The following is a 22,079-nucleotide window of genomic DNA, read 5'->3' as shown; positions in this document are numbered from 1 at the left end:
AGTGGAATCCCGGTCAGACCGGCTGGACCTCGACTTCGGCTTTCGGAGCCGCACGCAGGACGCACCGTGCGTAGCCGATCCAGCACACCACGCAGGCCACGAACCCGATCACGATCATCGGTGTCACCGCCTGACCGAGAACCACTGCAACAGAATCACTTCCGGCCAGCCGCCGGTCGACGGCCCCACCCGTCATCAATGGCAGCAGACCGACCACGAAACAGGCGATGGCCGCGACCAGCGCGGTGCCGAACATGGCCCGTACCGCGGCGACGATCATGGTGCCGGCTGCGAGCACGATCAGCACTGCGAAAGGCAGCGGCCGCAATTCGGCACCGAGGTTCCCGCTGATGTCCCAGATTCCCCAGCCACTCATCGAGCCATGGCCATGGTCGTTGTGCGCGGTGTACCAGGGCAGCATGACCGCGACCACGATCATCGCGAAGGCAATGACCCCGATCGCCCAGCGCGTCAGTACGTTCTCGATGCTCGACTCCTCCGAACCTGCTGCCGCCGTTGACTCTGGCCGACGGTGTAACTCATCCCCCGGTGAATGTCGGCTGCATCAGCGTCAACATGGCCATGGCCAAACTGATGAGCAGACACAGACTCAAGACGATCATCGCACCTACCAGGAGCCAGCGGCCCATCCGGCGGCGAATGCGCGTCAAGTTTGCGGTGCGGCATTCCTCTACGTAGCCGACGGCGACCATGGCGAACGAAACATCGATGTGTTCGTCACCGACAGTGGCCGCGCCCGCCGCGATCTCCTGCAAGCGTGCGGGCTCGATCTGCACTCCGGCGACGGCGAAGCGCCGACTGAGTCGACGTGCCTGCCCCCGCGTGAGCGGATGGTCACACACGTGCACGTGGTGTCGCGGGCCTGCCACTTGCGTCGTTCCCTCGATTCGGCGCCTTGCCCGAGCCCGAAAATGCGGAAGGCGCCCATGAGTGAAGTTACTCCGACGGGCGCCTTCGCACACCGCGACAGCAGGATTTCTAGAGACCCATGTCCTTGGCAATGATCATCTTCATGACCTCGCTGGTACCGCCGTAGATACGGCCGACACGGTTGTCGGCGTACAGCCGGGCGATGGGGTACTCGTTGATGTAGCCGTAGCCGCCGTGCAGTTGCAGGCAGCGGTCGATGACGCGGGCCGCCGCATCGGTGCAGAACAGCTTCGCCTTGGCAGCATCGGCTGCGGACAGCTCGTCGAGGTCGTGGGCGTCCATGGCGCGGTCGACGACGGCTTCCATCGCGTCGACATCGGCCTGGCACGCAGCGAGCTCGAACTTGGTGTTCTGGAACGAGGCGACCGGCTTGCCGAACACGGTGCGGTCCTTGGTGTACTGCACGGCGAACCGGACGGCAGCCTTGGCCTGGGCGTAGGCGCTGACCGCGATGCCGAGCCGCTCACGGGGCAGGTTCTGGCCGAGGTAGTTGAAGCCCTGGTCGGCCACACCGAGGATGTCCTCGACCGGGACCTTGACGTCGGTGAAGTTCAGCTCGGCGGTGTCCGAGCAGCGCAGGCCCAGCTTGTCGAGTTTGCGGCCCACCGAGTAGCCCTCGAGCTTGGTATCGACCACCAGCAGCGAGATGCCGAAGCGGCGGTCGTCTTCCTTGGGGGCCGAGGTGCGGGCGCAGACGATCACGCGATCAGCGTGCACGCCACCGGTGATGAAGGTCTTGGAGCCGTTCAGAACGTAATGGGTACCGTCCTCGGAAAGCTTTGCGGTGGTGCGCATTCCGGCCAGGTCGGACCCGGTGCCAGGCTCGGTCATGGCGATGGCGAACATGATCTCGCCGCTGAGCATGCCGGGGAACCAGCGCTTCTTCTGCTCTTCGTTGCCGATGTCGCGGATGTAGGGCAGACACAGGCCGACGTGCACGCTGGAACCACCGAAGGAGACCGCCGCGCGAGCCAGTTCTTCGGTGAGGATGGCCTGGAACTTGTACGAGGTCAGGCCCTCGCCGCCATATTCGGTCGGGATCTCGGCGCCGAAGATGCCGAGTTCACCGAGCTTGTAGTAGAAGTCGCGCGGCACCAGGCCCTTCTCGAACCACTCGTCGTAAACCGGGCTGACCTCAGCCTCGACGAACGACCGGATCATCTTCCGGTAATCCTCGTGCTCCTCGGTGTAGACCTCGCGTTTCACAGAAATCTCCTCAAAAGTGGTGAACAGTGTTAGCTTGTTGCCGTCACAATAAGCTAACGACGTTCGCTAATTCAAGGGAGACGCAGATGGGCAGGCCCCGGGTACCACTGCTCAACCGCGAACTGATCCGTGACACCGCGCTGGAGCTGATCGACCGCGACGGCCTCGCAGAGTTGTCGATGCGCAAGCTGGCTGCCGAGCTCGGCGTGCAGGCGTCGTCGCTCTACAAGCACTACCCCACCAAGGACGACGTGCTCGACGCCGTCGCAAGTCGAGTCGCGGGAGAAATCGATACGTCGGGCTTCGACCACGGCGACGACTGGCAGGACGCGCTGGCGGCATGGGCGCGCTCCCACCGCGCAGCGCTCGCGGCCCACCCGAATCTCGTGCCCTATCTCGCGACCGGGCCCGGGCGTCGCGACGTGAGCCTGCGGATCGCCGACGCGGTGCACGGCGGCTTGGTCGGCGCCGGCTGGCCACCGCGTGAAGCGACTCTGATCGGTGCCGCCACCCGGTCGCTGGTGCTGGGTTCAACCGTCGGCTCGTTCTCCCGAGGATTCACCGACGACGTTCAGGTCTACCGCGACCGCTACCCGCACATGGGCCAGGCGCACCTGCTGCGCGGCAAGGCCGACCAGATCGACGCAGCAGGTTTCGAACTCGCGCTGACTTCCTTTATCGACGGATTGGCGCTGCGGTTCGCTGCCCTCCCGTGATTTGTGCACGATTTTCCGCGGGCAGCGCGGAAAATCGTGCACAAATCACTTGTCTTGCGTCACTTGTCTTGCGGCTTGGCGCCGCCGCTGAAGGGGTTCAGCCTCGACACCCCCGGGATGCTCGAGAGCAGCCGGAACACCTCGTTGCCGGTATTCACCAACGCCTCGAGTTGCGGCAGCAGGGCGTCGAGCGTCCGGAACATGGGATCGGCCATGGCCATGAACCGCTCGGTGCGGTCGATGGTCGCGTTCAGCCGCTCGGTGGCCACCGCAAGATTCTCGATGAGATCGGGGACCTGGGCCGCCAGCTGTACCGAAGCGGGTGGTATGCGCAGCGCTCCGCTCGCCACCGCCTGCGTCATCTCAACGGCGGACTGGGCGGCATCGACCGCGGACTGGGCTGCGGCCTTCAGGTCGCTGGGCTTCGGAATCATTTGACCGGCCATGCAGTTAACTGTGCCGCACCCAGGCCCGCCTGTCCCGTGATCGACACGGCTACACGTCGGTAACGCTACTCACGATCTCCTGCGGCAGGACCAGGATCTTGACGTGCTCATCGGGATTCCGTAGTGCGGTGAACGCACCTGCGATGCCGTCGAGCCCGGTACGCCCGGTGATCAGCGCCTCGGCGTCGATCTCGCCGGCAGCCAGTCGGGCCAGCACCTTCTCGTACGCCTGCTCGTACGGGCCGTGCCCGAAGTTGATCGCGATCTGCCGCATCTGCGCCACCACCGGAATGATGGTCTCCTCGGCGAACGGCGACGCCACCACCTGAATCCGTGAGCCCCACGGCAGAGTGTGCGTCAGCGTGTTGAGGGTGCCGCTGCGACCGCTGCATTCATAGGCGATCAGGAGACCACCGCCGGTCTTGCCGCTCCCCAGCAACTCGTTGTAGACCTCGATCGGATCCTGAACCTCGGGGTCGACGACGATGTCGGCGCCCATCTTCGCGGCGAGCTCACGCCGCTTGGGCGACGGTTCGGAGGCGACGACCAGATGCGCACCGGCGGCCTTCGCGGCCAGGATGGTGCCGAGGCCGATGGAGCCGCATCCGATCACCAGGGCCGTGTCCGCGGGCGTCAACCCGGATTGCTGCATGTGCATCTCGCCGACGTGCAGCGGCTCGGCCAGTGCGGCGTGCTCGAGCGAGAGGCCGTCGGGCACATGCCGGACCCAGAAGGCGTCGACGACGATGTACTCGCCGAAGGCCCCGTGGTAGTCGTTCGAGTAACCGATGATGGTCGGCATCCCGTTCTGTTCGGTGGTGATGCCCAGCCCGGTGACACGGTCACCTTCAGCGAAATCGTGGACGCCCAAACCTGTTTCGACGACGGTGCCGGCCCATTCGTGGCCAAGCACGACCGGACGGGTGGCGTCGAATACGGCGAACGGGAAGCCCGCGCCGGCGGCGACGGACACGAACCGGCACGGGTCCTTGGACATGCTCAGATCACTGCCACAGATGCCGCACGCGGCCACCTTGATCCGCAGCTGGCCGGGACCGGTGGCCGGCAGCTGCGGCATGTCGGTCACGGCGAACTGGCCGTCGATGAACTGTGCTGCCTTCATGCGTGCGCTCCCGCGGGCGCCGGGGTGGCGGGCACGTCGGTTGGCTGCCCGTAGTAATCGGTGTAGGCCTTGGTAATCGCACCGACCAGGTTGCCGATGAGTTGCTCGGAGTTGTCCTGCGCGAACTGCAGACTGGCCTGACGGCCCACGTTGCGCCGGCGGAAGTGCGGGATGACCTCGGAGGCGAACAGCTCGTAGCAGCGTTTGGTGTTCTCCCAGTCGGCCAGATCCACGTGCATGATCAGCAACGTGCCAAAGCCGCCGGTCTTCTCGATCAGGCGATCGATCTGGGCGATGGCGTCCTCCGGCGTGCCGATGATGGCCTGCCCGAACTCACCGAGCGACTCGCCCCGCCAGTAGTCGATGATGCCGGCCGGGGTCTGCGCCCATTCCGGGTTGATGTTCTGCTGCCGATTGACGTACTCGGCGATGGCGTGAATGCGGCGGCTGACGGCACGCTCTGCCTCTTCGCGGGTCTCGGCGATGAACATCGGGTTGACCAGACGCCACGTCGACCGGTCGGCGACGTACCCGTTCTCTGCCGAAACCTGTTCGTACACAGTCCAGTTGCGGTCGAGCGACTCGTAGCCGGCCTGCGAGCTCGCGGCGAGCGACAGCAGCGACAGGCCGTGCTTGCCCGCCAGCACCGAACCGTTGGGCGAGATGGTCGATGCGGTGGCGACCTCGATGCCTGCCGGGTGGTAAGTGGGCAGCTGGGCACGGGCGTCACGCAGGGTGAACCAGTCGGTCTCCATGTTGACGACCTCGCCGCGCAGCAGTGCGAGCACCGCTTCGAGGGCCTCGCCTTGCATACGGCGCTGGTTGGTGGTTGTGATCCCCATCATGCGCGCGTCGAGCGGGATCTTGCCGGGACCGGTGCCGACGATGAGCCGGCCGCGGGTCTGCAGATCGAGCTGGGTGATGCGGTCTGCGGTGATCAGCGGGTGGTGGTACGGCAGCGACATCACGCCGGTGCCGAAGCGGATGCGCTCGGTGCGCTCTGCCGCAGCGGCGATGAACATGTCGGGGGCCGGGACGATCTCGGCACCGGTCGAGTGGTGCTCCCCCATCCACGCCTCTTCGAAGCCGAGGTGGTCCAGGTGCGTCATCAAGTCGATGTCGCGGCGCAACTGCAGCGCCGGGTCAGCATCGAGCGGGTGGTACGGAGCGAGGAACGCCCCGAACTTCATGGACGTCGGGCTCCACTGGGCAGCGCTGCTCACGGTGGTCTCCTGGTTCTCGGTGAGGGATGTCTCGGCTTGCCCGGCCGACAGTAATCCGATCACTCGATTGGATCAAGTGATCCATAAATGAGAACGGCGAAGGTGCGTGTTTGCGCAGGACACGCCGTCAAGGCTGGACACGATGCGCACGCTCGCCAGTCACGAATGCGACGAAATTACGCGAAGTCCACGGCGTGTTGCGGGCAGACCCGCACGCTCGCGGAAGTTAGGAGTTGAGCAGGCGCTCGGTGCCACCGACGACGAACGTCACGAGGTCTTCATAGAACGCTTCCAGGGCCGGGGCGGAGAGCTTGACGCGGTCCCATTCATCGGCGCGGCTCAGACCCTGTACGAAGCCCATGATCGACACCGCCCAGCGGGCCTCGAGCCGCTCCGCGGCAGCATTCGGGAAGGCCCGCCGGACCTGAGCCAGCAACGCGGCCCGCAACTTGGGCTCGATGGTTTCATCGGCCGGCCCCGCCTGGGTGATCTGCGCCATGATCTTGATCCACCGCATCCCGCGGGTGCGCTGGCGGCGCAGTAGATCGAGGTAGGGCGCCGTGACCGCCCGGACCAACGCGTCCGGCGATGGCGCGGCCGAATCTGCCGCCAGCACATCGACATTGGCCTGGATAGCCGAGCCCACCGCGGCACCGAGGTCCAGAACCACCGCGCGCAACAGCTCATCTTTGGAACCGAAGTGATAGTGCACCGACGCGGCGCCGAGGCCCGCCGCGGCGTTGACCGAGCGCACCGAGACGGCGTCCACGCCCTGCTCGGCGAACAGCTTCTCGGCCGTCTTCACCAACTTGGCGCGGGTGGCATTGCCCTGGCGGTTCCGCGATGTGCCCGACACGGTCAGAAGCATGTCACAGCGGTGCGCCGGCACCGCTGAACGCATTTCGTGTCTCGAGGATCAGCAGCGCCACATGCAACGAGGTGGCGGACTCGCCGTCAGCGAGATCGACGCCCAGAATCTGCTCGACGCGGTTCAGTTTCGCATAGAGGGACGGCCGGCTCAGGTGCAGCCGCGATGCCAGTGCCGACTTGTTGCCACCGAGTTCGAGATAGCCGCGCAGCACGTCCAGCAGGCCGTCGCCGCTTTCCATGTCGTGCAAGATCAGCGCCCGAAGCTCCCCTTCGGCGAACCGCTGGACCCGAGGATCGGCCCGCAGCATCGACAGCAGCCCGCGCAGCCGGATGTCGGCGACCCGGAAGCAGACCCGCTGCGAGACAGGCAGCGACAGCGCCGCCTCGGCGACATGGGCGGCATCGGTGATGCGGTGGATGGCGTCGATCAGCCTGGAGGACGGTGTGCCGACGCCGAGCACCAGGCCGTGGGCATCGACCGCGCGTTCGGCATCACGGCGCAGCGCTCGCCCCAGCGGTTCCAGCGCACCGCCCGGGCGCACCTTCAGCGACAGCACCATGGCGATCTCGCCGGGCCCGCGCAGCGAGAACAATCCGGTGTGTCCCAACGCTTTCACCGATCGCGTGACGACATCGAGCAGCCGAGCGCCACGTCGTTGCTCCGAGACCGGGTCAGCATCGGCGGTCCATCCCGAAATCCGCAGCGTCGCGGGCAGGTACTGCGCCGCCGGTCGCAGACCCAGCGCGAACGCTCGCGCGGTCGCGTCGTCCTCGAACCGGATACGTTCGCGCACAACATCTTCCAGTAGCCCGGCCTGTGCTTGATGTTCGATATCGGTACGGCCACGCTCGGCCATGCGGTGGAGCACCAGCGCCTGTGACGCCCGCTCCAGCACGACTGTGAACTTGGCCGCCACGTTGTCGGAGGGGCTCAGCGCGATGAGCCGGCCCCAGGCATCGTCACCGCGACCGACTTCGCTGATCACCCAGCCGTCTGTCCGCTCAGCTCCGGTCTCGTGCCGGCGGGACCGCCGTTGCCAGTCCCGCAACACATCTGATGTGGCATGCCCCGCGGCGGCCAGGGCGATGGCCTGATGCGTGAGGTCTTCGAGGACGACGGGCACACCGAGCAGATTCGCCGCCGCGTCGGTGATGCTGGCAGGCGTGGCCCGCCGCATGCTCAGGTCGGTGAACACCTCGTGTGTCTGACGCGCGAAGTCCACCTCCTGATACTGGTCCGCGACGATCACCCGGTGCACCTGTTCGGTCACCTCGACAAACTTGATCACCCGGCGCACAGCGACGAGGGCCAGCCCCAGCTCCTCCGCGATGGCGCCAACATTGGCGGGCAACGGCACGGCGCCGGCGCCCAGTTCGACGACGACGCCCACCGCCTGCGCCGCGGCGAGCGACCGCAGATAGTCCACAGGCGCGGCCCGCAGCGCAGCCCCGGTCGTCAGCACCAGCTCGCCACCCTGCAGGACTTCCGAGGGATCCGGGACATCACTGACGTGGACCCAGCGGATCGGGCGATCGAAACCCTGGGCGCAGAGGATCTCCGGCTCACCCTGCTGGATCACCGGGAGAGCGACGATCTCGGCGATGGTCGGCATTTACAAAGTGTAAATCTCTTGGTGCAACTTGATACAGAGTGACGGCCATTTCGGTGCCCTCGTGGCGGCAAGCTAAGTGCACACCCGCACCACCAGGAAGGCCGACCTCGACGATGACCACCTCGCGGACCATCTCGCACTGGATCAACAACGACATCTTCGCCGGGTCCTCGGGGCAATCGGCACCGGTCACCAACCCGGCCACCGGCGAGGTCACCGGTCAGGTCGCACTGGCCAGCATCGAGGACGCCCGGGCCGTGATCAACGCCGCCGTCGCCGCCTTCCCCGCCTGGCGCGACACCTCGATCACCAAACGCGTACAGACCCTGTTCACGTTTCGCGAGCTCCTCAACGCCCGCCGCGAAGAGGTGGCCGCCATCATCACCGCCGAGCACGGCAAAGTGCTCTCCGACGCCATGGGCGAGGTTGCCCGCGGCATCGAGGTCGTCGAATTCGCCTGCGGCATACCGCATCTGCTCAAGGGCGGCTACACCGAGAACGCCTCCACCAACGTCGACGTCTACAACATCCGCCAGGCTTTGGGTCCGGTCGCCATCATCGCGCCATTCAACTTCCCGGCCATGGTCCCCATGTGGTTCTTCCCCATCGCCATCGCCGCCGGCAACACCGTCGTGGTCAAGCCCTCGGAGAAGGACCCGTCCGCGTCGCTGTGGATGGCCGAACTGTGGAAGGAAGCCGGCCTGCCCGACGGTGTCTTCAACGTCCTGCAGGGCGACAAGACCGCCGTCGACGAACTGCTGACCAACCCCGCCGTCAAGGCCGTCTCGTTCGTCGGCTCCACCCCGATCGCGCAGTACGTCTACCGGACCGCCACTGCCTCCGGCAAGCGCGTCCAGGCCCTGGGCGGCGCCAAGAACCACGCGGTTGTCCTGCCCGACGCCGACCTCGACCTGGCCGCCGACAACATGATCAACGCGGGCTTCGGCTCGGCCGGTGAGCGCTGCATGGCGGTCTCCGTATGCGTGGCCGTCGGTCCCATCGCCGATGACCTGGTCGCCAAGATCGTCGAGCGGGCCCGAACCCTCAAGACCGGTGACGGCACCAAGGGCGCCGACATGGGGCCGCTGATCACCAAGGTGCACCGGGACAAGGTCGCGTCGTACATCGACGCCGGCGAGGCCGAGGGCGCCAAAGTCGTGCTCGACGGTCGCAACGTGGTCGCCGACGGCGGCGAGAACGGCTTCTGGCTCGGCCCGACACTGCTGGACAACGTCACCCCCGAGATGAGCGTCTACACCGACGAAATCTTCGGCCCCGTGCTGTCGATCGTCCGCGTCGAGACCTATGACGAGGCGCTCGAACTGATCAACAACAACCCGTATGGCAACGGCACCGCGATATTCACCAACGACGGTGGTGCAGCCCGCCGATTCCAGAACGAGGTCGAGGTCGGCATGGTCGGCGTCAATGTGCCGATCCCGGTTCCCATGGCGTTCTACAGCTTTGGCGGCTGGAAGGCCTCGCTGTTCGGCGATAGCCACGCCTACGGTCCAGAGGGTGTGCAGTTCTTCACCCGCGCCAAGGCCATCACGCAGCGCTGGCTGGACCCCAGCCACGGCGGCATCAATCTGGGCTTCCCGGAAAACAACTGACCGCCCGACCCGAACCAGTACGCGGGGCCCGACGTCCCCGAAGGGGCCCGCGCACTACCCGCCAGCCACTGCCCCGCCACCACAGAGGAATTGACATGACCCTCGTCACAGACCAGCTCCTGCCCGCCGGCCACACCATCGACTCGATGCGCGCCGAGGCCGAACGCGCCTACCAGTTGGATCGCGCCCACGTCTTCCACTCCTGGTCCGCCCAGGCGGCGCTGAAGCCGATGACCATCACTGCCGCCGAAGGCAGCTACTTCTGGGACGGCGACGGCAACCGGCTGCTGGACTTCTCGTCCCAGCTGGTCAACACCAACATCGGCCACCAGCACCCGAAAGTCGTTGCGGCGATTCAGGAACAGGCCGCCAGGCTGTGCACCATCGCACCGCAGCACGCCAACGCCGCACGTTCGGAAGCCGCCCGGCTGATCGCCGAACTCACCCCCGGCGACCTGAACCACATCTTCTTCACCAATGGCGGAGCCGATGCCAACGAGCACGCCGTGCGCATGGCACGGCTGCACACCGGCAAGCACAAGGTGCTCGCCCGCTACCGCTCCTACCACGGCGGCACCGACCTGGCGATCAACCTGACCGGCGACCCGCGGCGCTTCGCCAACGATCGCGGCGCGGCCGGCGTCGTGCACTTCAACGGACCGTTCCTGTACCGCTCGGTGTTCCACGCCGAGAACGAGGAGCAGGAATCCGTGCGGGCCCTCGACGAGCTGCAGCGGGTGATCGAACTCGAAGGCGCGTCGACCATCGTCGCGATCATCCTCGAGTCCATCCCCGGCACCGCCGGCATCATGGTGCCGCCGCCCGGCTATCTGGCCGGCGTGCGCGCACTGTGCGACAAGTACGACATCATGATGATCGCCGACGAGGTGATGTCCGGCTTCGGCCGGTCCGGAAAGTGGTTCGCCATCAACCACTTTGATGTCGTTCCCGACCTGCTGACGTTCGCCAAGGGCGTCAACTCCGGCTACGTGCCACTGGGTGGCGTCGCGATCAGTGCCGCCATCGCCCAGACCTTCGCCGAGCGCGCCTACCCAGGTGGCCTGACCTACTCCGGACACCCGTTGGCCGCCGCGGCCGTGGTCGCGACGATCAACGCCATGCGTGATGAAGGCATGGTCGAGAACGCGGCCCGCCTCGGCGCGGAAATCATCGGACCGGCGCTGCGCGACTTCGCGCGGCGGCACCCCAGCGTCGGTGAGGTGCGTGGCGCGGGCGTCTTCTGGGCCATCGAACTCGTCAAGGACCAGGCCACCCGGGAACCGTTGGCGCCCTATGGCGGCACCAGCGACGCGATGGACGCGGTCGTCGCATTCTGCAAGCAGAACGGCCTGATGCCGTTCACCAACTTCAACCGCGTCCACGTGGTGCCGCCGTGCAACGCCGGTGCGGACGAGGTGCGGTCTGGGCTGGCGATTCTGGACCGCGCGCTCGACGTGGCGGACCAGTACGCCCAGTAAGGGTCTTTGCGCCGCACAAGCAGGATTCGTGGAAACCCACACCTCGGTTCGCCGGCTCAACACCGCCGGACAAACCCTCACCAGCACGGCAACTACTGCATCCGAATTAACGACTCAGGAAACTAGTCCGCCGCGGGCAGTTCGGACTCGATCGCGCCGGCGAGCAGGTGGCGGGCGCGATCGAGGGTGACCGAGCCGCTGTGCCAGCGTTCGGACAGTCCTTCGACCAGGGCCGTGAGGCGTTCGGCGGCCGCGGCGACATCGACGCCGGGAGCGATGCTGCCGGCGTCCTGCGCGGCGCGGATGAGCGTTTCGATGTCGATGTTCCAGGCACGGGTGGACTCGGCCAGCGGTGCGCGCAGGTCGGAATGGAACACGGCGCTTGCCCGCAGTTCACCCCAAGCGATGGAGTTCTCGCGGATTTCGTCGGGGTCTTGGAGTTCGGCCAGCAGCACCGCGTCGACCTGGCCGCGCGGGTCGCCGCCAATCGAGCTCAAGGCGTGATCTGTGTAGCTTTGGGCCCGGTGGTTGACGTGTTCGAGAGCAGCCTGCAGCACTCCGGCGCGGTCTTTGAAGTGGTAATAGATCAACGCGGTAGACACGCCTGCCTCGGTGGCGAGCTTGTCGACGCGCAGTCCGCGCACACCGTCCTGAGCGATGACGCGGACGGCGGCTTCAAGGATCTGGGTGACACGGTCTGACACGGTTCCTCACTCTATTGCGATGGTGAGGCCGGTCCTGACGGGCGGCGCGCCGGACCGGCCACAGGTCAGGCAGGCGGCAGGTGTCGCTGGGGCCTACGGGCGGGATCAGCCGGTGGGTTCCTGCTGTGTGGTGCAGTGGATGCCGCCCCCGCCCGCCGCGATGGCGTCGATCGGAATCTGCACGATCTGTCGGTCCGGGAACAGCCGGGTGAGGGTGGCCTTGGCGGCAGGGTCGGTGCCGGGGTCGCCGAATTCGGGGGCGATGACCGCGCCGTTGCAGACGTAGAAGTTGATGTACCCGGCGGCAAAGTCCTTCGCGGCGTTCTGGTACCGCAATTGTGAAGGCGCGTCGATGGATTCGACCTCGAGGGCGCGACCGTGGGCGTCGGTGGCATTGTGCAGGATGTCGAGATGGCGGCGGGTCAGGTCATACTCGCTGGAGTTCTCGTCGTGGTCCAGGGTGGCGACGGCGACGCCGGGACGGGCGAAGCGGGCGTAGAAGTCGGTGTGCCCGTCGGTGATGTCCTGCCCGGCCACTCCGGGCAGCCAGATCACCTTCTTGACCCCGAGTACTCGATCGAGTTCGGCTTCGACGTCGGACGTCTTCCAGCCCGGGTTGCGGTTGGCATTGAGGATGCAGGATTCAGTGGCGATTGCGGTGCCCTCGCCGTCGACTTCGATGCCGCCGCCCTCCATAACCAGAGCGGTGTGCACGGTCTCCACACCCGCGCGGTCGTCGACGAAGGTGGCGACCTTGGCGTCGCGGCGATGTTCCTGCTTGCCACCCCAGCCGTTGAAGTTGAAATTGACCCCGGCCTTGACGCCGTTACCCGTGACGAACACCGGGCCGGTATCACGGATCCACAGGTCGTCGATGTCGGAGACGATCAACTCGACATTCGCGCCTCCGAGCAGGGAGCGCGCCAGATCGAGTTCATCGTGCCGCACCAGCATCGAAACCGGTTCGAAGCGGGCGATGGCGGTCGCGATCGTCGCCAGATCCCGCCGCACCTGTGGCAACAGCTGCGCACCCCAGATCGCCTCGCTGGCGCCGAAGGCCATCCAGGTGCGCTTGTGCGGTTGCCCTTCTTCGGGCATCACCCAGGTGCGGCCGTCGTTGCCGGTGCTGGTGGGACTGCCGGACGGCCCCGAGGTGCGGTCGTCGCAGGCCGCGGCGGCCATCAGCCCACCTAGCGCGAGCAGGCTCGACTGCATGAATCGGCGTCGTTTCATCATGAAATTCCTTGCGTGGTCAGGACGATGCGCGACCTCCCTCTCGGCGCACTCACATCTGGAATGCGGGAAACGAAAACCGGCTGATCACCTGGGGTCGGCCGCACGAGACGTCCCGGCTGGCACCGATCATGCTAGCCACTGACTAATTATTCAGTCAAGAATGGGAAGAGCGATGTCGGTGTACCGCCGCCCTGGCAGTCCGATGCAGCGACCGCATGCGATTGCTGCGAGGCCGCGACACGCCTCCCCACGCGCCGGTGCTCATCGGCCAGAATGAACCGCTATGACTGCCATCACACGCTTCCGTATTGCCGTGCCCGACGAGGTCCTCGACGATCTCCGCCGCCGCCTGAGCAATACCCGGTGGCCAGAAACCGAGTGCGTCGACGACTGGAGCCAGGGCATCCCGCTGAGCTACACCCGCGCGCTGGCTGACTACTGGGCGGGCGGCTACGACTGGCGGGCTCGCGAAGCGCGGCTCAATCGGTTCGACCAGTACGTCACCGAGATCGACGGGCTCGATATCCATTTCATCCACCAGCGGTCACCGCACCCCGACGCCCTGCCGTTGATCATCACGCACGGCTGGCCGGGGTCGATCGCCGAATTCCAGAAGATCATCGAACCGCTGACCGACCCCACCGCGCACGGCGGACGCGCCGAGGACGCCTTCCACGTCGTGTGCCCGTCGCTGCCGGGTTTCGGATTCTCGGGCAAGCCGACCGCAACCGGCTGGGGTGTCGAGCGCATCGCGCGGGCGTGGGACGAGCTGATGGTGCGACTCGGCTACACCCGCTACGGTGCGCAGGGCGGCGACTGGGGCGCCGCGGTGACCACGCAGATCGGACGAAACATCGGACACTGCATCGCGATTCACACCAACATGCCGATGGGCAGGCCCCCGAAAGGTGCCACGGAATTCACCACTGAAGAACAGGTGGCACTCGCGGCGCTGAGGCGCTACCAGGACCAGGACTCGGGCTATGCCAAGCAGCAGTCGACGCGTCCGCAGACCATCGGGTACGGCCTGGTCGACTCACCGGTGGCGCAACTGGCCTGGATCGTCGAAAAGTTCTGGTCCTGGACCGATCACGACGGGGATGTGGAGACCGCGCTCAGTCGGGACGAGATGCTCGATGACGTGATGCTCTACTGGGCCACCGCGTCCGGCGCGTCCTCGGCCCGAATCTACTGGGAGAGCTTCCGCGTCTTCGGCGGCGGCACCAGGGTCGAATTGCCCACGGGCGTCGCGTCGTTCCCGAAGGAGATCGGGCGGCCGCCGCGATCATGGTGCGAGGGCGGCTACAACATCACCCACTGGACCACCATGCCGCGCGGTGGTCACTTCGCGGCTTTTGAGCAGCCCGAGTTGTTCGTCGATGACGTGCGGGCATTCTTCGGGACGGTGCGCTGACGGCCTGGGGTTGTTATCCCCGGTGTGAGGTCTATGCACAGGATCAGCCCGCCCACGGAATTACCTGCACAGGACTCACAGTCGCGAGGCCCTGAGCCGCCGGTAGCCCCCGTAGACCACGAGCGCGACAAAGAAATTCACGAAATACGCGATGTCGGCACCGTGCCAGGCCACGGCGATGGGTCCTTGTAGCAGCGTCGTGTTCATGAACGGGATCGCGGCGCCGTAGGCCACGACGAATGCGACCAGTGCGGCGACCGCGTCCCGTCGCGGCGTCGTCTCGACCGCCGGATCGACGGTCTGCCGCCCGCGGCTGCGGCGACGCCAGTCGACGATGACGATGGCCGCGAACGCCGGGATCCAGTAGCTGATCAACAACAGCACATTGGTGAATCGCGTTGCGGTGTCGCCGGTGTGGAGCCACAGGATCAGCCCGAACGCCAGCGCAGTCACCACCAGCGACGAGACCGGGCGCCGCACGCGCACCCCCAGCGTCTGCAGGGCCAGGGACCCGCTGTAGTCGTTCATCACACCCGAACCGACCGAGGCCAGCGCGATGATCACCAGCGCGACAGCACCCAGCAGTCCCCCACCCATCACCGACCGCACGCCCTCGGCAGTCTGATCGGTGATCAAGCTGCCCGCGGCGATGCCGATGGTCTCGACGAAGATGTACGCGAGAGCCAGGCCGAAGAAGCTGAACCCGAACACCTTTCGCGGCGCGGAGTCCGCCGGGAGGTACCGGCTGAAGTCGGCGGCGTAGCTGGCCCACGACACGGCCAGGCTCAGCGCGATGGTCACGGCCAATACGAAGGCGCCGGCAAGGTCCGCGCCGTGCGCACCGGCCGGCGTCACGATCTGGTGTCCGGCAACGAGTTTGACAGCGAACACGACGAACGTCGCGAACAGCACCACGGTGAGTACGGCCTGCAGTCGGTGGATCAGCTCATAGCCGATGAAGCCGACCGCCCCCTGGACGCCCAGCACGATCAGCACCGCGACCCAGAACGGAATGCCGAGCAGCACAGCCAGCGCCTCGCCCCCGAACAGGCCGACCAATGCGTCCCACGCCACCGACGAGAGCCATTGCAGTGCAGCCGGAACCGCTATCAAGCCGCCGAAAGCCAGGCGTGCACCGGGCAATTGCGCGGTGCCGGTGCGCGGGCCCAGCGTGGACAGGTAGCCGACCACCAGCGATCCGAGCACGGTGCCGACGATCATGGCCAGCATCGAGAGCCAGAAGCCTAAGCCGAGTCCGCCGATCAGCGCGCCTGTGAAGACACACGACATATTGATCTGCGGCGCGAACCACACAGTGAACAGCCGGCCCGGGGTGCCGTAGCGGCGGTCTTGCGGAACCGGCGCGATGCCATGGGTTTCCACCGACAGGTCCCCGGCGTGGCTGGGGGTGCGGCCGGTGAAGGGAGAGGCGTTGAGCGCGGTGGCCGGTGGCGTCATGCCCCTATTCGACCACGAGGGCAGGATCGCGGTGAGCAGTCCCGGCCTCGGGGCGCGCCCCCGAGCGCGCGGCGCCGATGCCGGCCAACACCACCAACGCGATGCCGACAATGGCCGCCGGCCCGGGCACCTGGTGCAGGATGATCAGACCGAGCGTCATGGCGAAGGCGGGTTCCAGGCTCATCAGGGTGCCGAACGCCGCAGCGGTAAGGCGGCGCAGCGCCAGCATCTCCAAGGTGAACGGGATGGCCGGCAACAGGATCGCCAGACCCAGCCCGGCCAGCAGCAGGTGCGGTGTCACGTGGCCGATGACCGACGGACCGGCGACCATGGTGACGACCAAACCCGCGACCGGCATCGACACCGCGAGCCCGGTGATGCCGGTGACCGCGTCACCGACACGTTGGGTCAGCAGGATGTACCCCGCGAGGCAGACCGCAGACGCGGCCGCGGCCAACACACCGATCGGGTCGACGGCCGCGGCCCATGGCTCGGTCAGCAACACGACGCCGGCGCCCGCCAGCGCCGGGAACAGCAACCGTCCGCGCCCACGGCCTTTGGCTACCGCAACGACAAGGGGCCCAAGGCATTCCAGCGCACTCGCCGTGCCGAGCGGAATGCGGGACACCGCCTCCATGAACAGCAGCGTGAAGCCGGCCGTGGTGATTCCCAGCATGACGCACGATAGAAACGCCGAGCGCGTGAACGAGGCGGGCCGTGGCCGGACGAATAGCAGCATCAGCACGCCGGCCCAGGACAGGCGAACCCAGGCCACACCCATCGGACCGATACCGTCCATCAGTTTCACCGCCAGGGCTGCGCCCAGCTGCACCGACAGCATGGACGCGACGGTCATGAGTGCGCCGTTGCGGGCCGCTGCGGTGGTCATGCGTTGTATTGAACGGGAACCCGAACGTTCATGTCCACGTGATAATCGTGGACATATCGTTCGTCATTCATGAACGAAGCCGTTGTTGCAACGACGGCAACAACGGCTCCTTCTGGATCCCGGGGTACAACCGGGCGCGCTAGAGTTCCCGCCTGATCCGGTCGGGGAATCGGCTATGGCCGAAGTCGATCTGCGCAGCGGGATTGCTGACCGCCGTGGTGAGGCCGGTGCCGAACGGCCCAGCGCTGTCGTAAAGCGTGGTGGTGCCCACGGCGATGCCGTGGGCCGCCACGTGAGAGTCCGCCTCGGCGCCGACCCAGGTGTCCAGCGGCAGCCGGGACAACGCCACGGTGAGGTCGCCGTTGATGTATCCGACACCGGCGGTGCCCAGATTGGTGACCAGGCTGGTGCCCTCGGCCGCCATGGCGGCCCGGACGAACGGCGTATTGGCCAGGCCATCGATGACATCGATGGACCGGTTGACGTAACGCTTTCGGCTGGCGTTCTGGTGATCGGCAATGGCCCGCGTCCAGCCCACGGCATCGCTGTTCATGTACGGCAGCAGGCCGTCATCGATCACCGCGGGCGGCTCGAAATCGGTTGCGCGGAACCACTCCTCGCCGGGCGGCGCTTCGGCGAGCCGATACTGCACCAGCGTGGCGCGGGCGACCGTGACTCCGTCCTGCACCACATCACACTCGGAATTGCGCACCCGCCGCCCATCCCGGATCAATGTCACCTCGGCCGTCGTGGGCACCCCACGGGCGGCGCGGAACAGGTCGACCGTCAGCCGCGCCGGCAGGAAGTCAGGCAGTCCGAAGGCGGCCTCCAGCGCCTGCGCGGCCAACCCCACCACGGCCGGGCCGTTGAGGTGGTCCTCACCCCACAGGCTCTGGGCGAACCGGGTCGGTTGAACCCGATCCCCGTCGATCGGGATGAAGTGAGCAGGACGTGCAGTCATTTTCGGATCGTCGCACATTGGCTAAATATTCATAACTTCGGGCCAGATGACGCAGAACCGTGCAGATTCCCTGGACAATAGTCGGATGGACACCCGCCGACTGCGCCTCTTGCTGGCTCTGTCGCGCCTGGGGTCGATGCGGGCCGTCGCCGAGAATCTGAATCTGACGACATCAACCGTGTCGCAACAGATCGCCGCACTGGCCAAGGAAACCGGCACTCAGTTGATCGAACCGGAAGGACGCCGAGTCAGGCTGACCCCGGCCGGGCAGCGACTGGCCGACCACGCGGTGACCATTCTGGCCGCCGTCGACGCGGCCTGGCTGGACCTCGATTCCGGCGCCGAACCCGTCGGCACCCTGCGGATCGGCGGGTTCGCCACCGGCATCCGCGTCTCGCTGCTGCCGATCCTGGCGGAACTGACTCGCGAGCACCCCGGAATCGACGTTGCCATAAGCGAATACGAGCCCATCGAAGCGTTCGCATTACTTACCGACGATGACCTGGATCTGGCCCTGACCTACGACTACAACCTGGCCCCGGCCTCCCCCAGCCCGCTACTGGAAGGCTTTGCGCTGTGGTCGATTCCATGGGGGCTGGGTCTGCGGGCCGACGAAGCGGACGGACCCGCCGAACTGCCCGACTACGCGGACCGGACCTGGATCGTCAACTCGCGCAACACCGCTGACGAGGACGCCGTGCGTACCTTGGGCGCGCTGAGCGGGTTCACCCCGCGGATCGCCCATCAGATCGACAGCCTGGAGCTCGTCGAGGATCTGATCGTCGCCGGGTACGGCGTCGGCTTGCTGCCGCTGGAACGGCCTACCAGCGCCGGCATCAAGGTCGTCCCCTTGGCCGGGCCGACGGTGATCCACACGGCCTACGCCGTCACCCGCAAGGGGCGCACGAACTGGCCGCCGTTGCGCGCGGTGCTCGACCGGCTGCGACCGGGCGACGGACCGGTGCCGCTGCCGACGTGGCCCCGCCCCGAGGCTGTCTGAACCCAATGACGAAGACCGAAATCTGGGAGGCTACGGGCGTGAAACTGATCAGGGCGGCGCTGGTCGCGATGCTGTTGGCCGGCCCCGTGCTGCCCACGGCGCACGCTGAATGCACCGGCGCCTGCGATGCGCAGCAACGCATCGCGACAGCAGATGCCTATCTGGCGACCCGGCCGGGCACCGTCGGCTATGTGCTTCGGGACCGGAAAACCGGCGCCGTGTACCGCAATTCGCACGCCGCCGACATGATCTGGACCGCCTCGACGATCAAGCTCGGCATGGTGGTGGACCTCTTCGCCCGGCAGAGTGCGGGCTTGTTGCGACTCACCGACAACGACATCGCCCTCATGGGCAAGATGCTGCACACCTCGGACAACGATGCCGCGGACACGCTGTGGACCCGATACGGCGGACCCGACCACACCATCTTCAACAACGACTTCCCACATTTCGGCATGACGCGGGTTCAACCACAGCCCGGCTTCGGAGACATGTTCCCCTACTGGGGTTTTCAGAAGTCGACCACCGACGACCTGGACCAGATGGTCAACTACATGCTGACGCGGCTGCGGCCCAACGAGACCGCCTGGATCGTTGGCGCCATGCAGAACGTCGACCCGATCCAGCAGTGGGGTGTCTGGGGCGCCGGCCCGAACATGGCGCCCGGCAACAAGGACGGCTGGTCCGACGAACAAGGCGGTTGGGTCACCAACACCGTCGGATTCGCCGGTCCCGAACAGCGTTTCACGCTGGCCGTCATGAACGCGCTGAACGGCGCCGGTGGCAATGCCGACGGCCAAGCCACCACTACGCGGCTAAGCCAGATATTGCTGGCCAATCGGCAGTAAATTGGCGCCATGACCTATGGCGAGAACTACCCCACCTCCGGCGCATACGGCGCACCCGTACCGGTGCATCCCGGCGATCTACTACCCCGCTTCTTCGCGCGATTCATCGACGGGCTGATCGTCGTAGTACTGGCGTTCTTCGGCGCCTTCTCGATCGGCTCGATGTCCGACGTCATGGTGACCGGCCTGTTCTCGGGGCTGGGTACGTTCCTCTACTTCGTGCTGTTCGAGGTGTTGGCCGGCGCGACGCCGGGCAAGATGCTGCTCGGGCTCAGTGTCCGCGGCCCGCACGGCATGCCGAAGCCTGATATCAAGCAGTCGGCCATCCGCAACTCGTTCACGCTGCTCCCGATCATCCCCTGGGTCGGCGGACTGCTCGCGTTCATCGCCTACATCTACATCGCCGTCACCATCAACTCCAGCCCGTGCAAGCAGGGCCGGCACGACGAACTCGCCGGCGGCACCCAGGTGGTCAAGAAGTAGGTCAGCGCGGCGCGTACATGATGAGGCCGACGCCGAACAGACAGACCGCGGCGCCGGCCACATCCCAGCGGTCCGGCCGGAAGCCGTCCGCCACCACGCCCCACAGCAGTGAGCCGGCGACGAACACTCCGCCGTAGGCGGCCAGCACCCGGCCGAAGTGCGAATCCGGTTGGAACGCCGCGACAAAGCCGTAACCACTGAGTGCCAGCAGGCCGGCGCCGACCCACAGCCAGCCCCGGTGTTCGCGCACACCCTGCCAGACCAGCCAGGCCCCGCCGATCTCCAGAACAGCGGCCAGGACGAACAGCGCGATCGATCTGAGCAGCATCGGTCAACCGTGGACCAGCGAAAAACCCTCCCAGGCCGCACGCTGCTCGGCACCGGGATCGAGTTCCACACGGGTCTTGCGGTCGAACACCAGGACGGCGCGATCGTCGGCGTCGTACCGGGGCCAGCCCTCGCCGGGGACACCCGTCCGCGCGAAGGCCCGCCACCGGTTCTGGACGTCATTGCTGATCCGCAGCGCCGACTTGCGGTCCATGGCGGCCGTGAGCACCGCACCCAGGGGCGTCCGGTAGACGTCGAAGACTGCGAGCAGTTCAGTGGCGTGCGTCGCGCCCAGGCCCGTCCAGTGCAGGGCCGGCGGGGCGTAGTCGTACCGGTACGCGTAGGTGGGCGCGTGGCGCATGTGTGCGCCGGCGATCTCCCACGATGCCGTGCCGAACGCGAAGTCTCCGCCGAGTTTGATGCAGGCATCGGCTGACTGCGGGTAGCCCGGATAGGCGCCGGTGATCCGGGCGCGTTGCTCGGCCGGGACATGCGCCAGGATTCGTTCGATCGTGGCCTCGTTTGTGGGCAGCAGCTGCATGAACTTGGTGAACAGGCGGCCCTCGTCGGCGTTGCTGCCCACGATCAGCGGCACTCGGTGCGCGCGGCCCTCGCGCATCGCGATCACCGGATCCTCGGGCAGGAACTCGGTGCCCCACGCGGGGCCGGCGGGGAAAGCACCGGGCATGTCGACCACGGCGCCGTGGATGACCCGGTCCAGCGCTGCCAATAGCTCAGCGGTTTTGGCCGCCATCAGTGCAGCGGCGCCGTCACGCTCGCCGGCCCCCAGCTGTTCGACGAAATGCTCGGCGAACCGGGCGGCAGCGTCGGGCGAACGCACCATGCCGCTGGCCGGGCTCTCCGCGATCGCCTGGTGGAAAAGGCCTTTCGCCTGTGGCACCGCCAACAGCGTGGCCACGGCGTGAGCCCCGGCGCTCTCGCCGAAGATGGTCACGTTGCCCGGATCCCCGCCGAACACCGCGATGTTGGTCCGCACCCACCTCAGCGCCGCCACCAGATCGCGCAGGAAGAGGTTGTCGTCGAAGGGGTGCTCCGCGGTCGCCAGAGTGGACACGTCGAAGCAGCCGAGCGCGCCGAGCCGGTAGTTGGCGGAGACGAAGATGCAGCCGCGACGTGCCAGCGCGGCGCCGTCGTATATCGGGGTCGCAGAACTGCCCATGATGTACCCGCCGCCGTGGATGAAGAACATCACCGGCAACGGCTCGCCGGTGTGATTCTCGGGCGTCACCACATTGAGGGTCAAGCAGTCCTCGCCCATCGGCTGGTACTTACCCACACTCAGCATGGTGTATTTGCGCTCCTGCGGCGCGCAGTAGGTGAATCCATGGCAGTAGCGCACACCGCGCCAGGGCTGCACAGGTTGCGGGGCGCGGTAGCGCCACGGCCCCACCGGCGGCCGCGCGTAGGGGACGGACCGCCATCGGTGCACACCGTCGCGGGTGAAGCCTTCGATGGTTCCGCTGTCGATGGTCACGCGGACGGTACGTTCGTGCATAACT

At 66.7% G+C, this 22,079-nt stretch carries 22 protein-coding genes; 7 read left to right on the top strand and 15 right to left on the bottom strand.

What is annotated here, in order from left to right; genetic code table 11:
• Positions 1-13: 13 nt before the first annotated feature.
• From G6N59_RS02330 to G6N59_RS02320, 3 genes are all read right to left on the bottom strand, one after another.
• Positions 14-439, bottom strand: coding sequence for a hypothetical protein (locus tag G6N59_RS02330; protein WP_138230665.1), 426 nt, complete (start codon positions 437-439; stop codon positions 14-16).
• A 100-nt stretch (positions 440-539) separates the two neighbouring features.
• Positions 540-890 (bottom strand): hypothetical protein, encoded by a 351-nt coding sequence (locus tag G6N59_RS02325; RefSeq protein WP_138230664.1) that lies wholly within the window; start codon positions 888-890, stop codon positions 540-542.
• A 109-nt stretch (positions 891-999) separates the two neighbouring features.
• Positions 1,000-2,157 (bottom strand): acyl-CoA dehydrogenase family protein, encoded by a 1,158-nt coding sequence (locus G6N59_RS02320; protein WP_138230663.1) that lies wholly within the window; start codon positions 2,155-2,157, stop codon positions 1,000-1,002.
• A gap of 86 nt (positions 2,158-2,243) precedes the next feature.
• On the opposite strand from G6N59_RS02320, the gene G6N59_RS02315 reads away from it, so the two are divergent.
• Positions 2,244-2,873: a TetR/AcrR family transcriptional regulator gene (locus G6N59_RS02315; protein WP_138230662.1), complete on the top strand. Its 630-nt coding sequence runs from the start codon at positions 2,244-2,246 to the stop codon at positions 2,871-2,873.
• A gap of 59 nt (positions 2,874-2,932) precedes the next feature.
• Here the strand turns inward: G6N59_RS02315 and G6N59_RS02310 are convergent, their stop codons facing one another.
• The 5 genes from G6N59_RS02310 to G6N59_RS02290 form a co-directional block, all read right to left on the bottom strand.
• Positions 2,933-3,319, bottom strand: coding sequence for a hypothetical protein (locus G6N59_RS02310; RefSeq protein ID WP_138230661.1), 387 nt, complete (start codon positions 3,317-3,319; stop codon positions 2,933-2,935).
• Positions 3,320-3,368: 49 nt separating this feature from the next.
• Positions 3,369-4,442, bottom strand: a complete 1,074-nt coding sequence (locus tag G6N59_RS02305; protein WP_138230660.1) for an alcohol dehydrogenase catalytic domain-containing protein — start codon at positions 4,440-4,442, stop codon at positions 3,369-3,371.
• Complete coding sequence (locus tag G6N59_RS02300) at positions 4,439-5,665, bottom strand: LLM class flavin-dependent oxidoreductase (RefSeq protein ID WP_234884231.1); 1,227 nt, start codon at positions 5,663-5,665, stop codon at positions 4,439-4,441. Before G6N59_RS02300 ends, G6N59_RS02305 begins: the two co-directional genes overlap by 4 nt.
• Positions 5,666-5,891: 226 nt before the next feature.
• Complete coding sequence (locus G6N59_RS02295) at positions 5,892-6,521, bottom strand: TetR/AcrR family transcriptional regulator (RefSeq protein ID WP_138230659.1); 630 nt, start codon at positions 6,519-6,521, stop codon at positions 5,892-5,894.
• A gap of 13 nt (positions 6,522-6,534) precedes the next feature.
• Positions 6,535-8,148 (bottom strand): PucR family transcriptional regulator, encoded by a 1,614-nt coding sequence (locus G6N59_RS02290; protein WP_138230658.1) that lies wholly within the window; start codon positions 8,146-8,148, stop codon positions 6,535-6,537.
• A gap of 113 nt (positions 8,149-8,261) precedes the next feature.
• Between G6N59_RS02290 and G6N59_RS02285 the strand changes: the two genes are divergently transcribed.
• Positions 8,262-9,761 carry a CoA-acylating methylmalonate-semialdehyde dehydrogenase gene (locus tag G6N59_RS02285; protein ID WP_138230657.1) on the top strand — a complete coding sequence of 500 codons (1,500 nt, stop codon included), beginning with the start codon at positions 8,262-8,264 and terminating at the stop codon, positions 9,759-9,761.
• A 95-nt stretch (positions 9,762-9,856) separates the two neighbouring features.
• On the top strand, positions 9,857-11,239 hold the full coding sequence (locus G6N59_RS02280; RefSeq protein WP_138230656.1) for an aspartate aminotransferase family protein: 1,383 nt from the start codon (positions 9,857-9,859) through the stop codon (positions 11,237-11,239).
• Between the two features lie 122 nt (positions 11,240-11,361).
• Here G6N59_RS02280 and G6N59_RS02275 read toward each other — a convergent pair whose 3' ends face one another.
• Together G6N59_RS02275 and G6N59_RS02270 are read right to left on the bottom strand one after the other, a co-directional pair.
• A complete protein-coding gene (locus G6N59_RS02275; protein WP_138230655.1) occupies positions 11,362-11,943 on the bottom strand; it encodes a TetR/AcrR family transcriptional regulator in 582 nt (193 codons plus the stop codon).
• A gap of 105 nt (positions 11,944-12,048) precedes the next feature.
• A complete protein-coding gene (locus G6N59_RS02270; RefSeq protein WP_138230654.1) occupies positions 12,049-13,176 on the bottom strand; it encodes an agmatine deiminase family protein in 1,128 nt (375 codons plus the stop codon).
• A gap of 295 nt (positions 13,177-13,471) precedes the next feature.
• Between G6N59_RS02270 and G6N59_RS02265 the strand changes: the two genes are divergently transcribed.
• Entirely contained in the window at positions 13,472-14,593 is a 1,122-nt protein-coding gene (locus G6N59_RS02265; protein WP_179970319.1) for an epoxide hydrolase family protein, read from the top strand.
• 75 nt (positions 14,594-14,668) lie between these two features.
• Here G6N59_RS02265 and G6N59_RS02260 read toward each other — a convergent pair whose 3' ends face one another.
• The 3 genes from G6N59_RS02260 to G6N59_RS02250 all read right to left on the bottom strand — a co-directional run bounded on the left by G6N59_RS02260 (position 14,669) and on the right by G6N59_RS02250 (position 17,901).
• Positions 14,669-16,051: a purine-cytosine permease family protein gene (locus tag G6N59_RS02260; protein ID WP_138230652.1), complete on the bottom strand. Its 1,383-nt coding sequence runs from the start codon at positions 16,049-16,051 to the stop codon at positions 14,669-14,671.
• Between the two features lie 4 nt (positions 16,052-16,055).
• The gene (locus tag G6N59_RS02255) at positions 16,056-16,940 is read right to left on the bottom strand and encodes an EamA family transporter (RefSeq protein ID WP_138230651.1); all 885 of its coding nucleotides are present in this window, start codon (positions 16,938-16,940) and stop codon (positions 16,056-16,058) included.
• Between the two features lie 139 nt (positions 16,941-17,079).
• Complete coding sequence (locus G6N59_RS02250; RefSeq protein WP_163910856.1) at positions 17,080-17,901, bottom strand: acyl-CoA thioesterase domain-containing protein; 822 nt, start codon at positions 17,899-17,901, stop codon at positions 17,080-17,082.
• Positions 17,902-17,986: 85 nt separating this feature from the next.
• On the opposite strand from G6N59_RS02250, the gene G6N59_RS02245 reads away from it, so the two are divergent.
• The 3 genes from G6N59_RS02245 to G6N59_RS02235 are packed head-to-tail and all read left to right on the top strand — an operon-like array spanning position 17,987 to position 20,232.
• Positions 17,987-18,901, top strand: coding sequence for a LysR family transcriptional regulator (locus G6N59_RS02245; protein ID WP_138230649.1), 915 nt, complete (start codon positions 17,987-17,989; stop codon positions 18,899-18,901).
• A 5-nt stretch (positions 18,902-18,906) separates the two neighbouring features.
• Positions 18,907-19,749, top strand: a complete 843-nt coding sequence (locus G6N59_RS02240; protein ID WP_234884230.1) for a serine hydrolase — start codon at positions 18,907-18,909, stop codon at positions 19,747-19,749.
• Positions 19,750-19,758: 9 nt separating this feature from the next.
• Positions 19,759-20,232, top strand: coding sequence for an RDD family protein (locus G6N59_RS02235; protein ID WP_138230648.1), 474 nt, complete (start codon positions 19,759-19,761; stop codon positions 20,230-20,232).
• Position 20,233: 1 nt separating this feature from the next.
• On the opposite strand, the gene G6N59_RS02230 is transcribed toward G6N59_RS02235, so the two are convergent.
• On the bottom strand, positions 20,234-20,560 hold the full coding sequence (locus G6N59_RS02230) for a YnfA family protein (protein ID WP_138230647.1): 327 nt from the start codon (positions 20,558-20,560) through the stop codon (positions 20,234-20,236).
• 3 nt (positions 20,561-20,563) lie between these two features.
• Positions 20,564-22,075: a carboxylesterase/lipase family protein gene (locus G6N59_RS02225; RefSeq protein ID WP_138230646.1), complete on the bottom strand. Its 1,512-nt coding sequence runs from the start codon at positions 22,073-22,075 to the stop codon at positions 20,564-20,566.
• Positions 22,076-22,079 lie beyond the last annotated feature (4 nt).

The organism is Mycolicibacterium aubagnense, from assembly GCF_010730955.1.
GTDB classification, from domain to species: Bacteria; Actinomycetota; Actinomycetes; order Mycobacteriales; family Mycobacteriaceae; genus Mycobacterium; species Mycobacterium aubagnense.
The sequence above is the reverse complement of the archived record's forward strand: the minus strand, read 5'-3'. Positions and strand labels throughout refer to the sequence as shown.